Here is an 18565-nt window from a genome sequence, read left to right on the forward strand (position 1 = left end):
AGCAGAGGCTGATGTTATTAGGTTAAAAGGTTTAGCAGAGGCAGAAGCGAAACAAAAAATCGCAGAAGCATTTGAATTATATGGTCAAGCGGCAATTATGGATATGGTTCTTAAAATGCTTCCAAGTTATGCGAAGGAACTTGCAAGTCCGCTTAGTAATATTGATAAAATCACAGTTGTCGATACAGGCGGCGGTGGTAAAAATAGCGGGGCCGGAAAAGTCGCGGGTTATGCGACTGATTTAATGGCAACGATGCAAGAAACGTTAAAAGCTTCTTCTGGCATTGACTTAAAAGAGCTATTAGAAGGATTTGCAGGAAAAGGAGCGGTACAACAATTATCAAGCGATAAACCTGTTGTATCTGTAGTAGAAGATGGGAAAAAAGAAGTAGAAAAAGATAAAGATAAAGAATAATAAGGTGGAAAGAACCTCTAGTAATTGAAATACTAGAGGTTCTCCTATGAATTATAATATTTCGAATAATATACATTTTTATACATTGTTTTAATTATTTAATTTATATAGAATGAAAAAGATATGTATCAATTCTTTAGATCTATAAAAAGATAGAGAGTCTCATCGATACATTTAAATTGTATTATTTTTATAGAAAGATTAAATGTTAATTAATTACATTTAAAACGGTATGGAGGGGTAGAAGTATGTTTCAAGGGAAATTAAGGAGTAGTAGTTTAAAAACAAAGTTACTTGTATCATTTATTATTATTTTAATTCTTCCAAGTATTGTAATTGGTTGGACGTCTTATCAACAAGCGAAGAAGAATTTTAATGAAACAATTTTAAACTCGGCGAAAGATAATATAAAAATTTTGGATAATGTAATTAATAAGGAATTGGATAGTAAAAAAATAGATGCAACTTATTTTACGAAATTATTCACACAATCAAGTTACCAAGCAGATCAAATTCAAAACATACAAAATAAACTAGAAGAATACAACAAACTACATCCAGAAATGGAAGCAATCTATACAGGATCTAGTAATGGACAGTTCATTCAATCACCAGCTATTCAGATGCCAGATGGATATAATCCTACAGAAAGAGATTGGTATAAAGAGGCAGTGAAGAAAAGCGGAGAAGTAATTGTAACTGCTCCATATAAGTCAAAAACGACAGGGAATATTGTTATTACACTAGCAAAACAAAACGAGGATAAAAGTGGAGTTCTTGGGATTGACTTAATCATTAATGATATTGTTACTACTTCCAAGATGGTTAATATCGGTAAGGAAGGATATGTAGCGATATTTGATCAAGATAAAAATGTAGTAGCGCACCCGAAAATGAAGCCAGGAGAGAAATTAGAAGAGAAACTTAGTAAAGAATTGTATAAACAGGAAGCTGGGGATTTTCATTATTCATTAGATGGTGAAGATCGCAATATCACTTTTAAAACGAATAAGAAAACTGGATGGAAAATAGCAGGAATTATGCCTTCCAAAGAAATTATCGAAGCGGCTGAACCTATTTTCTATAAAACAATAACTGTTCTTGGAATTTCACTAATAATCGGTGGGATTGTAATTTACTTCATAATTGCGTCTATTATTAAACCGTTAAAACAACTTGTCATATCATCGAAGAAGATTAGTGAAGGTGATTTAACAGAATCAATTACAGTTCATTCTAAAGATGAAATTGGACAGCTAGGAGAAAGTTTTAACGAGATGGCTGCATCGTTACAAAGTGTCATTTCCAATATAAACACTTCAGCAAGTCATGTAGCGGCATCTTCAGAAGAATTAACAGCTAGTATGAAGCAGACAAGCGAAGCAACGGAACAAATTACACAGGCTATAGAGCAAGTATCAAGTGGTGCAGAAATACAAACGAAAGAAGTTGAAGAAGGAGCAACATTGTTAGAAGAAGTTACAGAAGGAATTCAGCGTGTTGCAGATAGTTCTTCATTAGTATCTACAGCCTCTATGTATACGAAGAAAAAAGCTGAAAATGGTGGGAAGTTAGTTGAACAAACTGTGAATCAAATGCAATTAATTCATGAGTCTGTTTCACAGTCAGACAAAATCATTGGTTTGTTAGATGATAAGTCGAAACAAATTGGAGCAATCCTTGAAGTAATTCAACATATTGCAGAACAGACAAATTTATTAGCGTTAAATGCGGCAATTGAGGCTGCAAGAGCTGGAGAGCAAGGTAGAGGATTTGCAATTGTAGCAGATGAAGTGCGAAAGCTAGCAGAACAATCAGGACAGTCTTCTACGGAAATTGGGAAACTAGTGAAAGAGATTCAATTTGATATAAAAGAAACAGTAAGCTCTATGAATCAAGTTGGAGCAGAAGTACAATCAGGACTTGTAGTTGCAAATGAAACGAAGCAAAGCTTTGTCGAAATATTGAAGTCTACAAATGATACAGTTGTACAAATTGATAGCATGGTAGATGTAGCAAAACAAATGACGGTAGATGCAAAACAAGTAAGTGCATCTATTAATGAAATTGCAGCTACGATTGAAGAAAATGCCGCAAGTGTTCAAAATATTGCTGGTTCCTCTGAGGAACAATTAGCTTCAGTAGATGAAATAAATGCAGCAGCAGTCCATTTATCACAAATGGCAGAAGAATTACAAGAGATGATTGGTAAGTTTAAAATATAATAATAAACTGTTAAGAAACGAAGTAGTACTTATGCTTCGTTTCTTTTTTTATGAAGATAAAAAAGAAAGAAATATATAGTAACCGTGTTATGATAATAAAAAACTGTATTTTCTTTAAATTCTATCTTTAATCATGTTAGGGGAATGGTTTTGAAATTTAAAAAATTAAAACTCCAACCGAGAATTACATTAACTATTAGTACACTTATTTTAGTTGTACTTATGCTAACGAGTTATTTATTTTATTACATATTATCTGAAACGGTAGAAGAGCAAATTGGTAAACGGGCCTTGCATGTTGCGAAAACAGTTGCCGCGATACCAGAAATTCAGGAAGCTTTTCAAAAAGAAAATCCAGCTTCTATTATTCAGCCAATCGCAGAAAAAATTCGAATTGATACAGAGGCTGACTTTATTGTAGTTGGAAATAAAGAGGGGATTCGATATGCACATCCTGAGCGAGATAAAATAGGAGAAGCGATGATTGGTGGAGATAACAAAGGCGTTTTATTAGAAGGAAAATCATATGTTTCGAAAGCAACTGGATCATTAGGCCCTTCATTACGCGGAAAAGTTCCAATCCGTAATCAGGAAAATGAAATCATTGGTGTGGTGTCTGTTGGATTTTCAATGGCTGATATTCATGGAGCAGTAGAAGTGTATGGAAAGCGGGTATTTTGGATTACAATAATAGGTCTTTTAATTGGGATAATCGGCTCTATATATTTAGCGGCAAGTATAAAAAGAATGATGTTCGGGATGGAACCAGAAGAAATTTCATCTTTATATGAAGAGCATAGTACAGTGATTCAATCTGTACGTGAAGGGATTATTGTAATCGATAAAAATGGCAGGATTAGTTTAGTAAATCAAGCAGCTTATGATATTCTTTCGCTAGATAAACAACAAAATATTATTGGGGAATTTATTTTAAATGTAATTCCTAATTCAACGATATTAGATGTACTTCAAACTGGTGAAGAACAGTTTGATCGCCAATTAAATATAAAAGGACAGGCTGTTATTGCGAACCGTCTACCTATTAAAGTAAAGAATAAAGTAACTGGCGTTGTATCGAGCTTACGTTTGAAATCTGAAATGGATCAGTTAACAGCAGAATTATCTCAGACGAAGCAATATACAGAGGCATTACGAGCGCAAACGCACGAATATAACAATTTAATGTATACGCTTTCAGGTCTTATCCAATTAGAATCATACGAAGATGCTTTAGAGCTTATTCATAAGGAAACAGCGGTATATCAAGATTTTGTTCAATTTATTATGAAGCGGATTCAAAATCCATGGCTAGGTGGAATTTTAATTGGATTTTATAATAGAGCACGAGAGTTGAAGATTGATTTTATGCTAGATAGAGAAAGTGGTTTAGACAAATTAAGTCCACATATTGAGAGTAATTATGTCGTTTCTATTTTAGGAAATTTAATTACGAATGCATTTGAAGCAATTGAAAAAAATGAAGAGAATGATAAGAAAGTAAGGATGTTTGTAACTGATATTGGAGAAGAAATATTAATTGAAGTGGAAGATTCAGGGCAAGGGATTCATGATGAAATAATTACTAGCATATTCTATAAAGGCTTTTCGACGAAAGAAGGAGGAGAGCGAGGATATGGATTAGCAAAAGTGAAAGAGTTAGTAGAAGATTTAAATGGAAGTATTGCAATTGAAAAAGGGGATTTAGGTGGTGCGTTATTTATTATTGCACTACCGAAAGAGAGAGGCGAATAGTAATGGGTGAGGAGATTGAAGTATTAATTGTAGAAGATGATATTCGGATTGCTGACATTCATCGTCGTTTTACTGAAAAAATTGAGGGATTTAAAGTAATTGGAACGGCAACGACTGGAGAACAAGCGAAAGAATGGCTAGAGCTTGTGAAGCCACAGCTTGTTTTATTAGATGTGTACTTACCTGATATGCAAGGAACGGAACTTGTCACATATATTAGGCATCATTTGCACGATACAGATATTATTATGATTACAGCGGCATCGGAAACAGATGTAGTGAGGCACGCCCTGCGGGGCGGAGTAACAGATTATATCGTAAAGCCACTAATGTTTGATCGATTTAAAGCAAGTCTAGAAGGCTATCAAAAAAAGATTATACAGTTAAAGAAGAACAATCAATTATCTACGGAACAAATTGAATATTTATGGTCTCAAAGAGGTGTGAAGGGAGATCAAATAGAATATGCCCCGAAAGGGATAGATCCTTATACTTTAGCGAAAGTAAAAAAGCATATGTTAACAGTTAATGAAGAAGGGATTACAGCAGAAATGTTAAGCTCAATGATTGGAGTAAGCCGATCAACGGCAAGGCGCTATTTAGAGTATTTGATATCTGGGAAGAAAGTCCACGCAGAGCTAATATATGGAAGTGTTGGGAGACCGGAGAGACGTTATTTTCTTGCTTCTTCATAATAAAAAACAGTAGAGGATTTTATTTCTTCTACTGTTTTTTTGCATCTTATATTGGAATAATCCCAATTACAATTCCGGTAATTAACATAACCATTGTCGTTCCAACGGCCCACAATAAAGTGAAGCGTTGATGTTCACCGAAATCAACTTTGGCCATTCCAACCAATAAATAAGTGGAAGCGACAAGCGGACTTAATAAGTGAACGGGTTGCCCAAGTAAGGAAGCGCGTCCCATTTCAGCTGCACTAATTCCGTAAGTAGCAGCAGCTTTCGTCAAGATAGGTAATACCCCGAAGTAAAATGCATCATTAGACATGAAAAATGTGAATGGCATACTGAGAAGTGCTGTAATAATTGGTAGTTGTGGTCCAAGTGCATCTGGTATAAGAGTTACTACACTGTTAGCCATTGCATCTACCATTTTTGTTCCAGATAAAATACCAGTGAAAATACCGGCAGCAAATACGAGAGAAACAACTGCTAATACATTCCCTGCATGAGAAGCAATACGTTCTTTCTGTTGCTCTAAGTTTGGATAGTTAATCATAACAGCAATAGCAAAAGCGACTGTAAATAAAACAGGTAACGGCATAACTTCTAGTATGAGACAGACAAGTAATGTAGCAGTTAATAAAAAGTTAATCCATAGAAGTTTAGGACGTTTATGCGCTGCGGCTTCGACAGTTGCAGCTTGCTCATCCATTGTTTGCATTTGTTTTAAATACTGTACATCCATAATACCTAAACGTTTTCTTTCTTTTTTTCCAAGATAGTAGGCAACGAGAATAACCCAAATTGCACCAGCAATCATTCCTGGAATAAGAGGTGTAAATAATTCGGAAGCCTCAAGTCCAAGTGCGCTCATAACACGAGCTGTGGGTCCACCCCAAGGTGTAAGGTTTGTTACTCCTGCCCCTAACATAACAACTCCAGCTAATATGAGGGGGTTCATTCCAAGGCGCTTATATAGTGGATACATTGCGGAAACTGTAATCATGTATGTTGTTGTACCATCACCATCTAGAGAAACGATAATAGTCAATATAGCCGTTCCGACAACGATTTTTAAAGGATCTCCTTTTACAAATTTTAAAATCTTACTAATGACAGGATCGAATAAACCGCTATCAATCATAATTCCAAAATATAAAATAGCGAACATAAGCATAATACCAGTAGGTGCTAATTTTTGAATCCCCTCTAACATCATAGGCCCCATATTGGCATAGAATCCGCCAATTACTGCAAAAACACTCGGAATTAATATTAAGGCTACTAGTGCTGACATACGTTTCGTCATAATTAAAAACATAAAGACAAATACCATCGCAAATCCAAGTAGTGCTAACATGTAATTTCCCCCTCAAAAGAATGATTGCGCTTTCAAAATAGAATAAAAATTCAGAAAAAGGTTTTTTATTTATAATAAAAGCATCTATTCAAATGGTAAATAATTTGAAAAATAACATCATTAGAAGCATAATTTTTATTTTGTTCATTTTGTTCACGGTAGTTAATTTGAATTTTTAAAAAGTAAGCCGCTCCTCGTAAGAATGGTAGAATAAGATGAAAATAGTGAAGTGTGAAATAGGGAGTAGATGTTATATGAAAACGAGAATAGAAGAGATTTATAGCTCTTATGAAGGAAAAGTAGAGGAGATTTTTATTAATGAATCTTCTTACGTATATGAATGGGAAAAATTACTGATGATCCGAAAAAATGACGGTGAGCTAAAAAAAATTGCAGTCGGGATTAGTGGAAATATAAGATTGGTAAATGTAGAAGTTGGACAGGAAATTAGTGCGGATACATTATTAGTTAAATTAGAAGATGATTTATTAATTACAGGTTGTGAGTGATGAGAGATGTGTAGAAATAACTACACATCTTTTTTTATTTCCTATATTACAAAAAGCACATTGTTTTTTCACAAATCTCACACAACCTTTTGGTATTCTTTTCATGGAGTATACGGTTTCTAGGGAGGAATATTGATGAAAGTAAAATATGTCGTACTTGCTATATGTTTATGTTTCATATTTACAGTAGTCGGGTGTGGGAAAAAGGAAACAGCAGGTGTTGCCATTGATGAGAAACATGATAAATGTGATATTTGCCAAATTGGGGTAACAGATAATCAATTTGCAACAGAAATTATTTTAGAAAATGGAAAAGCGTTAAAGTTTGATGATATTGGTTGTATGTATAAATGGATGGAGATCAACTCAGATGAAAAGACGAAAGAGAAATTTGTCCGAGATTATGATTCGAAAGATTGGATTTCGTTAGAAGACGCTACTTACGTATATGATAAAACAATAACGACACCGATGGCTTATAATGTCATTTCATTCAAAAATAAAAAAGATGCAGAGAGCTTTGTATCTAACTATAAGGGGAAAATTCTTTCGTATAAAGAGTTAGCAGAGCACAAATGGGAAATGAATAAAGAGATGATGGGGAAACCGAAAGCAGGAAATCATGGTGGACATCATTAATAATAGAAAAAGACAACTATATAGTTGTCTTTTTCTATTATTACTCAGGTGCAAATATAGAAAAGGTGTAAAATTTTTAGAAGAACGGTTACAATGGAATATAGTAACCTAAAGCAATCATTTATCCCGCATTAACGGGCAGTAAGACCCCCACCTCAAAATTCAGCGGAAGCAAAGAAGTTAGGTGGGGGATCAACTGCCAGTAAACGCCCGAGTGGTTCAACTAATAATCAGTGGTGGATGAACAAAACCCCCACTGATTAAAGTTTCACTTTATGTACTTTTTAGAAATGTATACAAATGCGGTAAAAACGTGCTAAACTAATTGCTTCATAATGTTAATGATGGGGCCATCAGGCGTATCATTCCAATAGGTTGAGAAACATAGTATAAGCTTAAGATAATCCGATTAAAGAAGGAATCTAAAGGGCTTATGGATAAATGTACTCAAGAAGAGTTATTGTATGTGATGGAGGAATGGTTAAGAAAACATTATCTTTCATAGGAGCTGTAGTTGTGAGAAAACAAAAAATTTTATTATGTATTTTATTAGGACTTTTAATGACGGTAGTGGCTTGTGATAAGCAAGAAGAACCAGAATCGAAACCGGTTCATGTGAAAAATGAAAAGAAAAAAGAGAAGCATAAAGAACAGGAAGAATCTAAAGAAGAGAAAAGTATAAATTTAATGGACAAACAGTTGTTACTTTCAGCTACTCTTGGAGACACAGAGACAGCTATGAAGTTGATTCAGGATGGAGCGAATATAAACGTAGAAGGTGACAACGGAGAAACGCCTGTCCTTGCAGCGACGTACCAAAATCATGTAGAGACAGTTAAAGCATTAATTGGTGCAGGTGCTAATATTGAAATTAAAGATGAGAAACAAAGTAATCCACTTCTTTATGCAAGTAGAGAAGGATATACGGATATTGTAAAAGTATTAATTAATGCAGGAGTTAATACGAAAGAAACGACTAAGTCAGGTGGAACAGCACTTATTTCTGCATCTGAGCGTGGACATGTAGAGGTTGTTAAAGAATTATTAGAGCATACAGATATTGATGTGAATTATAAAAATGAACGTGGTGGAACAGCGCTATTAGAAGCAATTGTATTAGGAAATGGTAGTGAAAACCATAAGAAAGTAATTCAATTGCTTATTGATCACGGTGCAGATGTAAATATGGCTAACAAGGAACATCTGACGCCACTGCAATACGCTGAAAAAAGAGGTTTTAAAGATATTGTAAATATGTTGAGGGTAGCTGGAGCAAATGAAGTAGTACAGCCACAACAACCAGTAGAGTAAAAAACGAAAAATAATCCCATTTAGATAGACAGAATGAAGAAATCAGTTAGTATGATGGATTCAGTAATGTGTATTTGAATGGGATTTTTGTTTTGAACATGAAAAATAGATTATGAATAGATGGTATATGGAGTAAATAAGGAGGGTATAAATGAGTCTCTCAGAACTTGATTTAATAGTAATTCAGGTAGAGGTTTTATTTGTTCATAATCAAGTAGGAAAAATGAAATATGTAAATGAACAAGGAAATCCGAAAGCACCACGTTTTTTTCTTGGCAGAACTCGTGAAGGGAGTATAACGAGATATCATTGTAATGTGGATGATGAAACGGTAAGTAATATTGAGAAGTTAATTCGAGAACCTTCAAAGTATATAGAGATAGCAAAGATCATTAATGTATTAAATGAAGACAGAACAGTGGAAAATATTTGGATGGGTCCTGCTTTCATGTTCCCTAATACTTTACATAAGCCGACTAGAACAATACAAATAACTGAGAAGAATAAAGAGCTTTTGCGAGAAAATTTTCCTAATCTAATAGAACAGATGGAATGGAGGCAACCTTATTTTGCAATTGTAAAAAATGAAAAGGTAGTTTCCGTTTGTTGCAGTGCCAGAAGTACGCCCGTAGCTGCTGAGGCAAGTGTGGAAACTTTAGCGGAATTTCAAGGGAATGGATATGGTACTGATGTTGTTACAGCCTGGGCCATATCAATACAAGAGGAAAAGCGCATTCCACTTTACAGTACTGCTTGGGATAACTTTCCTTCGCAAGCAGTGGCAAGCAAACTAAAACTCATTAACTATGGAATGAATTTACATATTGATTGAATTTTAAGCATTGTTTCGTTCTATTATTTTATATTTTAATATCCAGATTAATGTAAATGATGATGTGGTGAATATTAACATTCGATTAACACCTAATTAACAATCTATCAAAACTGACTTAATAAATGCGTAATATAGTAAAGGTAACAAAATAACTAGGGTAGAGAACATTTGAGAACACCCACTTACATATAATGTGCCACTTTCTTAGGTGTGCTCTATTCCCTAGAGTTCAAATAAGGAGAAAGGCGTTCTATGTAAGTAGGTGTTTTTAGTTTTGATAAAAATAGAACAGTTAGGTGGAATGAATGTTTAAAGAACCTTATATTGCGATGATAAAAGATTGGAAAGGATACAAAGCATACAAAAAATTGCCGAAAACAGTTTTTCTTATGACTGGTTCAATGCTGGAATTACCAGAGCGTGTATATGAATTGCAGAAACATGGACATGATGTATTTCTTCATTGTGATTTTATACAAGGCTTAAATACGAATACAGAGGAAGCGCTTTTGTATATTCAAGATGTTATCGGGGCACAAGGTATTATTTCAACAAAGGGTTCGACAATTCGAAATGCTAATAAAATTGGATTGAAAACAATTCAACGTATTTTTATTGTAGATACTTTATCCCTTACTAAATCAATTGAAAATTGTAAAACGACTAAACCAAATGCAGTAGAGATTATGCCAGGGATTATGCCTTCTATAATTAAACAGCTAGCAGAGGAAATAGAATTTCCTATTATTGCAGGCGGGCTGATTCAAACGCGAGAAGATGCGGAAATTGCAATTCGTGCAGGAGCAAGTGTGATTTCAACAAGTCATTATGAAGTATGGATACATAAAGAAAAAAGGAGTGCAACCTTGTGATTGAATTGAAAAATGTTTCAAAGGTATATAAAAATGCAGAAGAGACAGCGGTTAAAGGCGTATCGGTTCATATTAAGAAGGGCGAATTTTTTGTTTTAGTTGGACCTTCGGGATGCGGGAAAAGCACATTATTACGCATGATCGCTGGCTTAGAAGAGATTTCTTCGGGAGATTTGATTATTAATGAACGTGTTGCAAATGATCTAGAGCCGAAAGACCGTAATCTATCAATGGTATTTCAAAATTATGCATTATATCCACACTTATCTGTAGAAGAAAATATTTTATTTGGACTTAAGGTAAGAAAAGTACAAAAAGAAGAGCGACAAAAGCGATTAATGGAAGCGATTGAAATGGTAGGACTGAAAGAGTATGTGAAAATGAAACCAGGTCAATTATCAGGCGGACAAAGACAGCGTGTTGCGCTTGCTAGAGCGATCGTGAGTCAAGCACCAATCTGTTTAATGGATGAACCACTTTCGAATTTAGATGCGAAATTACGTGCGCAAATGAGGATTGAAATTAGAGAAATTCAGCAGCGATTAGGAATTACGATGATTTACGTTACCCACGATCAAATAGAAGCGATGACTATGGGAGATCGTATCATGGTTTTAAATAAAGGAAGTATACAGCAAGTTGGAACACCACTTGACATATATAACGAACCAGCAAACGAATTTGTTGCAAGTTTTATAGGTTCTCCTTCTATGAATATAAATGATGGAGAAGTGGATAAAGAAAAAGGTGTATTACATATAGGGCAATTGCAAATTCCATTATCTATTGGACAGTTAAAGCAATTACCAGAAGGAATAATTCGTATAGGCATGCGTCCTGAGCATATTGAACTGTCTGAGGAAGGACAAGCAGTGACGCTGCAATCTGTAGAAGTATTAGGGAATGAATCTATATTAAACTTTGCGGTAAATGGAACAACTTGGAGTGCGAAAGTCATCGGACAGTTACTCTTGAACAAAGGTGATAAAGTAAAATTATTATTCTCGCAAGAAAAGTTATGCTTCTTTAACGAAAACACGAATGAACGCTTAAAAGTGGTAGCTGAAGAAGAGTTGAAAGTGGTGGCGAAATAATGATCGAAGTAAGTAAGTTACCAGTTCAAACAAAGGTGTCAAAAAAGAAAAAATTATGGGGGAGAACGAAAGATTTAAGAATAGGATTATTGTTTTTGGCGCCATCTATTTTGCTATTTTCGATTTTTTTGTTCTATCCATTGTTTAGGACGATTTACTATAGTTTTTATTTAACCGATATACATGGAGAAGCTAATCTTTTCGTTGGCTTAGAAAATTATCAATATTTATTCTCTGATCCAGCTTTCTACAAAAGTATAAAATCAACTTTACTATTTGTTTTATATACAGTGCCTACGAGTATTATATTTGCTTTGTTTCTTGCATTGATTGCAAATGGAAAGGTAAGAGGTATTGGGTTATTCCGAGTTCTGTTTTCTTCGACGATGGGAATATCAGTAGCTGCTAGTGCAGTGATTTGGCTATTTTTATTTCATCCAAGTGTAGGATTATTTAATAATATATTAGCCTCTATGAATCTTCCTGCAATCGCGTGGTTAACGAGTCCGGACTGGGCACTATTCTCTGTATCAGTTACAACAGTTTGGGTGAATACAGGATTTGCATTTTTAGTTATATTAGGTGGTTTACAAAATATCGATACGTCTTTATATGAGAGTGCATCTATAGATGGTGCTAGTTATTTATATAAGCTTCGCCGTGTTATATTACCGATGCTATCGCCAACTTTATTCTTTATTGTAACAGTAACGTTAATTAGTGCGTTCCAAAGCTTTGGACAAATTGATATTTTAACGCACGGTGGACCGAATGATGCAACGAATTTAATTGTGTACTCGATTTACAAAGAGGCGTTTGTGAATCATCAATTTGGAACAGCAAGCGCACAAGCGATGGTATTATTTGTTTTCATTTTCATTGCTACATTACTTCAATTTAAGTTTGCTGAGAGAAAGGTGCATTATAAATGATTGTTAAACAGTGGAAGCAAAATTTCCTATTATACATGCTGCTCATAATTAGTGCAGTAATGGTGTTTTTTCCTGTACTGTATGCGTTTTTAATAAGCTTTATGACACCAGACGATATTCAAATGAGAAGGTTATTTCCAACTCAATTTACTTTTGATAATTTCATTAATATTTTTCAAAAAGTACCGCTTTTTACATACTTATATAACAGTTTAATTGTATCGACAGTCGTTATGATTGGACAACTTATCGTATCAAGCTTAGCGGCGTATGCTTTTGTTTTTCTTCAGTTTAAAGGGAGAAATTTAATTTTCTTCCTGTTTATTTCAACGATGCTTATTCCGTGGGAAGCAACGATGGTGCCTAACTTTTTAACGATTCAAAACTTTGGCTGGATCAATAGTTTCGCTGGGATGACAGTGCCGTTTTTTGCAACAGCTTTCGGTATTTTCTTACTACGTCAACATTTTATGACACTTCCGAATGAACTGAAAGAAGCTGCTTTTATTGAAGGGATTGGAAATGTAAGGTTTTTATTCAGCGTTGTAATTCCGTATTGTAAAACGAGTTTTATTACGCTTGGAGTATATAGCTTTTTAACAACATGGAATATGTATTTATGGCCACTTTTAGTGACCACTGATGAAAAAGTAAGAACAGTGCAAATTGGTGTGAAGCAGCTTCAGTCACAAGAAGTTGCAACTGATTGGGGAAGCGTAATGGCCGGTGTGACGGTTATCGTTATTCCAACATTGATTTTACTATTTTTAGGACAAAAACAATTACAACAAGGATTAACAAAAGGTGCAATTAAATAACTAAGAGAAGGTGAGCTTAAAATGAGTTTAGTAAAAAAAGGTGCTGCTCTATTAATGGCAGCAACAATGGCATTATCTAGTGCCGCTTGTTCAAATAGTAAAACAGAGGGAAAACCTGAAGCGCAGGCAAAAGTAGCACCAGTTGAAAAAAATAGTGATAAAACTGTAATTCGCTTCTGGCATGCGATGGGTGGAAAAACACAAGGTGTACTAGATGGTCTTGTTGCAGACTATAATAAGTCACAAAATAAATACGAGATAAAGGCAGAGTTCCAAGGGACATATGAAGAGTCTTTAACAAAATTTAGAACGATGTCTGCAACGAAAGAAGCGCCAGCTCTTGTTCAATCGAGTGAAATTACAACGAAATATATGATTGATAGCAAAAAAATCACACCAATTGATAGTTGGATAAAAAAAGATAAGTACGATACGTCAAAATTAGAAAAAGCAATTACAAATTATTATTCAGTTGATGGAAAAATGTATTCTATGCCATTTAATTCATCTACACCAGTATTAATTTATAATAAAGATGCTTTTGCAAAGGCGGGCTTAGATCCAGAGAAAGCTCCGAAAACATATGCGGAATTACAAGAAGCAGCGAAGAAGTTAACGATTAAAGAAGGTGGAAATGTAAAACAATATGGATTCTCCATGCTTAACTATGGTTGGTTCTTTGAAGAATTGTTAGCGACACAAGGTGCTTTATATGTAGATAACGAAAACGGCCGTAAAGATGCTGCAAAGAAGGCGGTATTTAACGGTAAAGAAGGACAGAAAGTATTTGGAATGTTAGATGATTTAAATAAAGCTGGCGCACTTGGAAAGTATGGAGCAAGTTGGGATGATATTCGTGCTGCGTTCCAGTCTGGACAAGTTGCTATGTATTTAGATTCTTCAGCAGGTGTTCGTGATTTAATTGATGCATCTAAGTTTAATGTAGGAGTTTCATATATTCCATATCCAGAGGATTCGAAACAAAATGGTGTTGTTATTGGTGGAGCATCATTATGGATGACGAATATGGTTTCAGAAGAAACGCAACAAGGTGCTTGGGACTTTATGAAATATTTAACGAAGCCAGACGTACAAGCAAAATGGCATACTGCAACAGGCTATTTCTCAATTAATCCAGATGCATATAATGAACCTTTAGTAAAAGAGCAATATGAAAAATATCCACAGTTGAAAGTAACAGTAGAGCAACTGCAAGCGACGAAGCAATCTTCAGCAACACAAGGCGCTTTAATTAGTGTATTCCCAGAATCACGAGATGCAGTTGTAAAAGCATTAGAAGCGATGTATGACGGGAAGAATAGTAAAGAAGCTTTAGATGAAGCTGCCAAAGCAACAGATAGAGCAATTAGTATTTCAGCTCGTACGAGTCAAAAATAAGAGAAAGCCGTATCCTTAAAAGGGATACGGCTTTCTTTATAGGGAGATAAGGGATCAAAGAAATAATGAAGTTTTATCTCTTTTATATGAGTAAAGGGTCTAGAATGAATGTTGTCTTTTTCATTATTTATTTAACTCCATTGCGACTTGTTTACCATTTATGAAAACCTCTACTACCGCTACTATAACTTCTATTACTTTTTTCATCTCTCCTTGTTTTTGTTTCATTTCTTACTTTCAGTATAAGGAAATACAGTAATTACAACCATCGAATTGGATGACAAGAGACTTACAGTGTTGTAAGGATAATAGTTTAGTTTGTAATAAAGTGAAACTTTAATCAGTGGGGATTCTTCATCTCCCACTGATTATCAGCCCTCGCCAATCGGGCTTTTACGGCCCATTAATGTGGGATAAATATGATTCGGGATTGCGATTCTGAACTTTCTGTCGTTTTGAACTATAATTAGAAAGAGGGGGGATAATATGAAAAGAATTCTTGTTATTAGTGATATTCATGGAGAGATAGAAAAGTTCGAACAGTTATTGGAAGAAGCTCAATATGATGCGAAACAGGATCAATTAATCTTACTGGGAGATTATGTAGATCGTGGTCCAAATGCGCGTGCTGTAATTGAAAAGGTAAGAGAATTGAAAGAAGAGGGAGCACTCATTTTAAAAGGAAATCATGAAGATATGATGATTAAAGCGTTAACGACAAATGAGGAACGTTCATGGAACCATTGGGTAAAAAGAAATGGTGGAGATAAGACATTATATAGCTATGGATTTGTAGAAGAAGATATTGCGGTTAATGAGAAAGACTTCTCAAAACCGATTTTACAATCTCGTGTATTAGAGGAACATATAAAGTTTATTCAAGAATTAGATCATTACATTGAAACAGAAGAGTATATATTTGTACATGCTGGGGTTGAGCCGATGAAACGAGTTTCTGAATCTGAACCATATACGTTAATGTGGATCCGTAATGAATTTCATAATGGATATAGCGGTGAAAAGGTTGTTATATTTGGGCATACGGAAACAAAAACGCTTCATGGTAGTGAGGATTGCGGAGTGTATTTTGGTAGTAATCGTATTATTGGAATTGATGGCGGGGCTGTGTATGGTGGTCAGCTAAATTGTTTGGAGTTGCCGAGTAAAAAGGTATATGTAATAAAAAATTGAAAGAGATAAGAGGAATCTTATTTCTTTCAATTTTTTATTAAGGTAAATTTAAGACAAAGCTTTTATAATAAAACTTCAAAATTTTATATAAAGCAAAACTTCAGAAGAAAATAGTTGAAAATGAAATTACGTAATGTAACTACATTCTTTTGTTACGAAGAGAAGAAACGTAATAATAAATAGAATTGAACTATATGATGGAAGGTGACAGTATGCGCTTACTTGTAGTAGAAGATAATGCTTCGTTACTAGAGTCTATCGTACAAATTTTGCGTGATGAATTTGAAGTAGATACAGCAATAAATGGAGAAGATGGATTGTTTTTAGCGCTTCAAAATATATATGATGCAATTTTGCTGGATGTGATGATGCCAGGGATGGACGGATTTGAAGTAATTCAAAAAATACGTGATGAAAAGATTGAAACACCAGTCCTGTTTTTGACAGCGAGAGATTCTTTAGAAGATCGGGTGAAGGGATTGGACTTTGGTGGAGATGACTATATCGTTAAGCCATTTCAGGCTCCCGAATTAAAAGCGAGAATTCGCGCTTTACTACGCAGAAGTGGTAGTTTAACAACGCAGCAAACGATTCGTTATAAAGGGATTGAATTGTTCGGAAAAGATAAAGACGTTCAAGTAGATGGAAAAAGTATTAAGTTGACATTGAAACAATATGAGCTACTAGAGTACCTCATTCAAAATAGCGGGAAGATTTTAATGCGTGAACAAATTTTTGATCGTGTTTGGGGATTTGATTCAGATACGACAGTAGCGATTGTAGAAGTGTATGTGCATCATTTACGTAAAAAATTAGAACCATTCGGTTATCAGAAAGATATTCAAACCGTTCGAGGTATTGGATATATATTAAAAGAACAATGAAAAAGGGAAGTATGTTTCAAAAGACACGCATTCGTTTGACTATAGTGAATTCATTAGTATTTATCCTATTAATAGGTATATTAGGTAGTATTATTTATTCATACACATATAAGCGTATTTATAATGAAGTGGATCAATCTATAAAAATGTTGGCTCAGTATAGAGAAAAATTAGATGTTAAAATACCACCAAGAAAACGCATGGAGAATATCCAAATTGGAGATCCGCGAGTAACTAGAATAACTTGGAATGGAAAAATAGTGAAAATAGAGGGCGATAACCGTAAATTCCGTTCTATTTTTGAAGAGAATTTGGAAAAGTTTTCTCCAAAAAATTTAGAGGAGTTACAAGATATTGAAGTACAAGGACGATATTTTAGAGTATTTTCGCTTCAAAAAGATGGAGAAATAGTTCAAATCGTGCGAGATATAACAGCGGAAGAAAGAATGTTAAATACTTTATTTTTAATCCTTGTTATAGGTTGTAGCATAGGAAGCCTCTGTGCGATAGGTATCGGCTTTTTCCTAGCTGGTAGAGCACTCGTACCTATTCAAAATTCATGGGAGAAACAGCAGCAATTCGTTTCTGATGCATCACATGAACTCAGGACACCACTTGCAGTTATTCAATCAAAAACGGATGTTTTATTCCAGTCACCATCCGCTACGATAGAAGAAAAAGCGATGGATATTTCTACAATTTCAAAAGAATGTAGGCGGTTATCGAAACTCGTTAGTAATTTATTATTGCTAGCACGTTCTGATTCTAATCAAATTGAGATGGATAAGAAAACATTTGAACTTGATAAATTGTTAGAAGAAATAGTAGCCCCATATAAAGAGATTGCTTCTTATCAAGAAAAAGAGATGTTACTAAAAGTAGAAAGTGACGTATCTTTTATGGGGGATAGAGAGCGGATTCATCAAATGATGGTCATACTGTTAGATAATGCGATGAAGTATACAAACGAAGGCGGGCATATTCAAATTGATTGCACGCAAACGAGTAGTGCAATTCGTATACAGGTGAAGGATAACGGGATAGGAGTGAAAGAAGAAGATATTCCGAAATTATTTGATCGTTTTTATCAAGGGGATAAAGCAAGAAGTACGTCAGAAGGAGCTGGATTAGGTCTTTCAATCGCAAATTGGATTGTAGAAAAGCATTATGGAAAAATATCAGTAGAGAGCAAATGGGGAGATGGCACTTGCTTTGAAGTGATATTCCCTAAAAATCAAAGAATATAAGTAAGAAGACGATCTTGTTTTTACAAGGTCGTCTTTTTTTAAGATAAAGTTAAGAAACTATTTATATTATGTATGGCATAAAGAAAATTCATTACGTGAAGAAGAGATTATAGAGGTGTACGTGAGTGAATTTTATCGATCATAATGTTATTTCAAGCAGCGATGAGATGTATGTATAGTATTAAAAAAATTATGGGAATGATGGAAAAGAAAGTGTAAGAGGGAGGAATTAATTTTGAAAAAGAAAATGATGACGGTATTCACTATTGGAGTAATGAGTTTAAGCATATTAGGGGGTGCCTCTCCTTCTGAAACATCAAAAGGAAAGACAGATTACACACAGCGCAGTAAAGAACAATTAAACAATGGAAAGATACATGCGGTGAATACAGAAGAA

Annotated in this window: 17 protein-coding genes and 2 pseudogenes; 18 read left to right on the forward strand and 1 reads right to left on the reverse strand. The window is 34.5% G+C overall.

Going from position 1 to position 18565, the window contains the following annotated elements; genetic code table 11:
* The 5 genes and pseudogenes from MR170_RS24890 to MR170_RS24905 all read left to right on the forward strand — a co-directional run.
* Nucleotides 1-415: flotillin domain-containing protein (locus MR170_RS24890; protein WP_276575665.1), on the forward strand; the 415-nt coding region annotated here is incomplete at its 5' end.
* A 248-nt stretch (nt 416-663) separates the two neighbouring features.
* A pseudogene (locus MR170_RS32780) lies at nt 664-1698 on the forward strand (HAMP domain-containing protein); the annotation flags it as partial.
* An 81-nt stretch (nt 1699-1779) separates the two neighbouring features.
* Complete coding sequence (locus MR170_RS32785; protein WP_369812832.1) at nt 1780-2640, forward strand: methyl-accepting chemotaxis protein; 861 nt, start codon at nt 1780-1782, stop codon at nt 2638-2640.
* 144 nt (nt 2641-2784) lie between these two features.
* Complete coding sequence (locus MR170_RS24900) at nt 2785-4392, forward strand: ATP-binding protein (RefSeq protein ID WP_043935549.1); 1608 nt, start codon at nt 2785-2787, stop codon at nt 4390-4392.
* A gap of 2 nt (nt 4393-4394) precedes the next feature.
* Nucleotides 4395-5087 (forward strand): response regulator, encoded by a 693-nt coding sequence (locus MR170_RS24905; protein ID WP_016083600.1) that lies wholly within the window; start codon nt 4395-4397, stop codon nt 5085-5087.
* A gap of 46 nt (nt 5088-5133) precedes the next feature.
* On the opposite strand, the gene MR170_RS24910 is transcribed toward MR170_RS24905, so the two are convergent.
* Nucleotides 5134-6438, reverse strand: coding sequence for a CitMHS family transporter (locus MR170_RS24910; RefSeq protein WP_016083599.1), 1305 nt, complete (start codon nt 6436-6438; stop codon nt 5134-5136).
* A gap of 254 nt (nt 6439-6692) precedes the next feature.
* Between MR170_RS24910 and MR170_RS24915 the strand changes: the two genes are divergently transcribed.
* The 13 genes and pseudogenes from MR170_RS24915 to MR170_RS24975 form a co-directional block, all read left to right on the forward strand.
* A complete protein-coding gene (locus MR170_RS24915) occupies nt 6693-6947 on the forward strand; it encodes a hypothetical protein (protein ID WP_000857376.1) in 255 nt (84 codons plus the stop codon).
* 135 nt (nt 6948-7082) lie between these two features.
* Nucleotides 7083-7586: a nitrous oxide reductase accessory protein NosL gene (locus MR170_RS24920; protein WP_016083598.1), complete on the forward strand. Its 504-nt coding sequence runs from the start codon at nt 7083-7085 to the stop codon at nt 7584-7586.
* Between the two features lie 441 nt (nt 7587-8027).
* Nucleotides 8028-8897, forward strand: a complete 870-nt coding sequence (locus MR170_RS24925) for an ankyrin repeat domain-containing protein (protein WP_016083597.1) — start codon at nt 8028-8030, stop codon at nt 8895-8897.
* Nucleotides 8898-9048: 151 nt separating this feature from the next.
* Entirely contained in the window at nt 9049-9729 is a 681-nt protein-coding gene (locus MR170_RS24930; protein ID WP_043935548.1) for a GNAT family N-acetyltransferase, read from the forward strand.
* 308 nt (nt 9730-10037) lie between these two features.
* A complete protein-coding gene (locus MR170_RS24935) occupies nt 10038-10604 on the forward strand; it encodes a glycerol-3-phosphate responsive antiterminator (RefSeq protein ID WP_242309740.1) in 567 nt (188 codons plus the stop codon).
* Nucleotides 10601-11698, forward strand: a complete 1098-nt coding sequence (locus MR170_RS24940) for an ABC transporter ATP-binding protein (protein WP_043935546.1) — start codon at nt 10601-10603, stop codon at nt 11696-11698. The genes MR170_RS24935 and MR170_RS24940 overlap by 4 nt, the downstream gene beginning before the upstream one ends.
* On the forward strand, nt 11698-12630 hold the full coding sequence (locus tag MR170_RS24945; RefSeq protein WP_043935544.1) for a carbohydrate ABC transporter permease: 933 nt from the start codon (nt 11698-11700) through the stop codon (nt 12628-12630). Before MR170_RS24940 ends, MR170_RS24945 begins: the two co-directional genes overlap by 1 nt.
* A complete protein-coding gene (locus tag MR170_RS24950; RefSeq protein WP_000635948.1) occupies nt 12627-13448 on the forward strand; it encodes a carbohydrate ABC transporter permease in 822 nt (273 codons plus the stop codon). Before MR170_RS24945 ends, MR170_RS24950 begins: the two co-directional genes overlap by 4 nt.
* A 21-nt stretch (nt 13449-13469) precedes the next feature.
* Nucleotides 13470-14846 (forward strand): ABC transporter substrate-binding protein, encoded by a 1377-nt coding sequence (locus MR170_RS24955; protein WP_016083592.1) that lies wholly within the window; start codon nt 13470-13472, stop codon nt 14844-14846.
* A gap of 486 nt (nt 14847-15332) precedes the next feature.
* Nucleotides 15333-16037, forward strand: coding sequence for a metallophosphoesterase family protein (locus MR170_RS24960; RefSeq protein ID WP_016083591.1), 705 nt, complete (start codon nt 15333-15335; stop codon nt 16035-16037).
* 212 nt (nt 16038-16249) lie between these two features.
* Entirely contained in the window at nt 16250-16921 is a 672-nt protein-coding gene (locus MR170_RS24965; RefSeq protein WP_016083590.1) for a response regulator transcription factor, read from the forward strand.
* A gap of 11 nt (nt 16922-16932) precedes the next feature.
* On the forward strand, nt 16933-18168 hold the full coding sequence (locus MR170_RS24970; protein WP_016083589.1) for a sensor histidine kinase: 1236 nt from the start codon (nt 16933-16935) through the stop codon (nt 18166-18168).
* Between the two features lie 235 nt (nt 18169-18403).
* Nucleotides 18404-18565: pseudogene (locus MR170_RS24975) on the forward strand (transporter); the annotation flags it as partial.

It is taken from the genome of Bacillus cereus group sp. BfR-BA-01524 (genome assembly GCF_022662595.1).
Classification (GTDB): Bacteria; Bacillota; Bacilli; order Bacillales; family Bacillaceae_G; genus Bacillus_A; species Bacillus_A thuringiensis_S.

Excerpts from the sequence above, each read along its gene's own strand:
- MR170_RS24925 (WP_016083597.1), top strand. The coding sequence starts at position 8,028 with ATGTACTCAAGAAGAGTTATTGTATGTGATGGAGGAATGGTTAAGAAA.
- MR170_RS24955 (WP_016083592.1), top strand. The coding sequence starts at position 13,470 with ATGAGTTTAGTAAAAAAAGGTGCTGCTCTATTAATGGCAGCAACAATG.
- MR170_RS24930 (WP_043935548.1), top strand. The coding sequence starts at position 9,049 with ATGAGTCTCTCAGAACTTGATTTAATAGTAATTCAGGTAGAGGTTTTA.
- MR170_RS24960 (WP_016083591.1), top strand. The coding sequence starts at position 15,333 with ATGAAAAGAATTCTTGTTATTAGTGATATTCATGGAGAGATAGAAAAG.
- MR170_RS24950 (WP_000635948.1), top strand. The coding sequence starts at position 12,627 with ATGATTGTTAAACAGTGGAAGCAAAATTTCCTATTATACATGCTGCTC.
- MR170_RS24920 (WP_016083598.1), top strand. The coding sequence starts at position 7,083 with ATGAAAGTAAAATATGTCGTACTTGCTATATGTTTATGTTTCATATTT.
- MR170_RS24905 (WP_016083600.1), top strand. The coding sequence starts at position 4,395 with ATGGGTGAGGAGATTGAAGTATTAATTGTAGAAGATGATATTCGGATT.
- MR170_RS24910 (WP_016083599.1), bottom strand. The coding sequence starts at position 6,438 with ATGTTAGCACTACTTGGATTTGCGATGGTATTTGTCTTTATGTTTTTA.
- MR170_RS24945 (WP_043935544.1), top strand. The coding sequence starts at position 11,698 with ATGATCGAAGTAAGTAAGTTACCAGTTCAAACAAAGGTGTCAAAAAAG.
- MR170_RS24970 (WP_016083589.1), top strand. The coding sequence starts at position 16,933 with ATGTTTCAAAAGACACGCATTCGTTTGACTATAGTGAATTCATTAGTA.
- MR170_RS24915 (WP_000857376.1), top strand. The coding sequence starts at position 6,693 with ATGAAAACGAGAATAGAAGAGATTTATAGCTCTTATGAAGGAAAAGTA.
- MR170_RS32785 (WP_369812832.1), top strand. The coding sequence starts at position 1,780 with ATGAAGCAGACAAGCGAAGCAACGGAACAAATTACACAGGCTATAGAG.
- MR170_RS24965 (WP_016083590.1), top strand. The coding sequence starts at position 16,250 with ATGCGCTTACTTGTAGTAGAAGATAATGCTTCGTTACTAGAGTCTATC.
- MR170_RS24900 (WP_043935549.1), top strand. The coding sequence starts at position 2,785 with ATGGTTTTGAAATTTAAAAAATTAAAACTCCAACCGAGAATTACATTA.
- MR170_RS24935 (WP_242309740.1), top strand. The coding sequence starts at position 10,038 with ATGTTTAAAGAACCTTATATTGCGATGATAAAAGATTGGAAAGGATAC.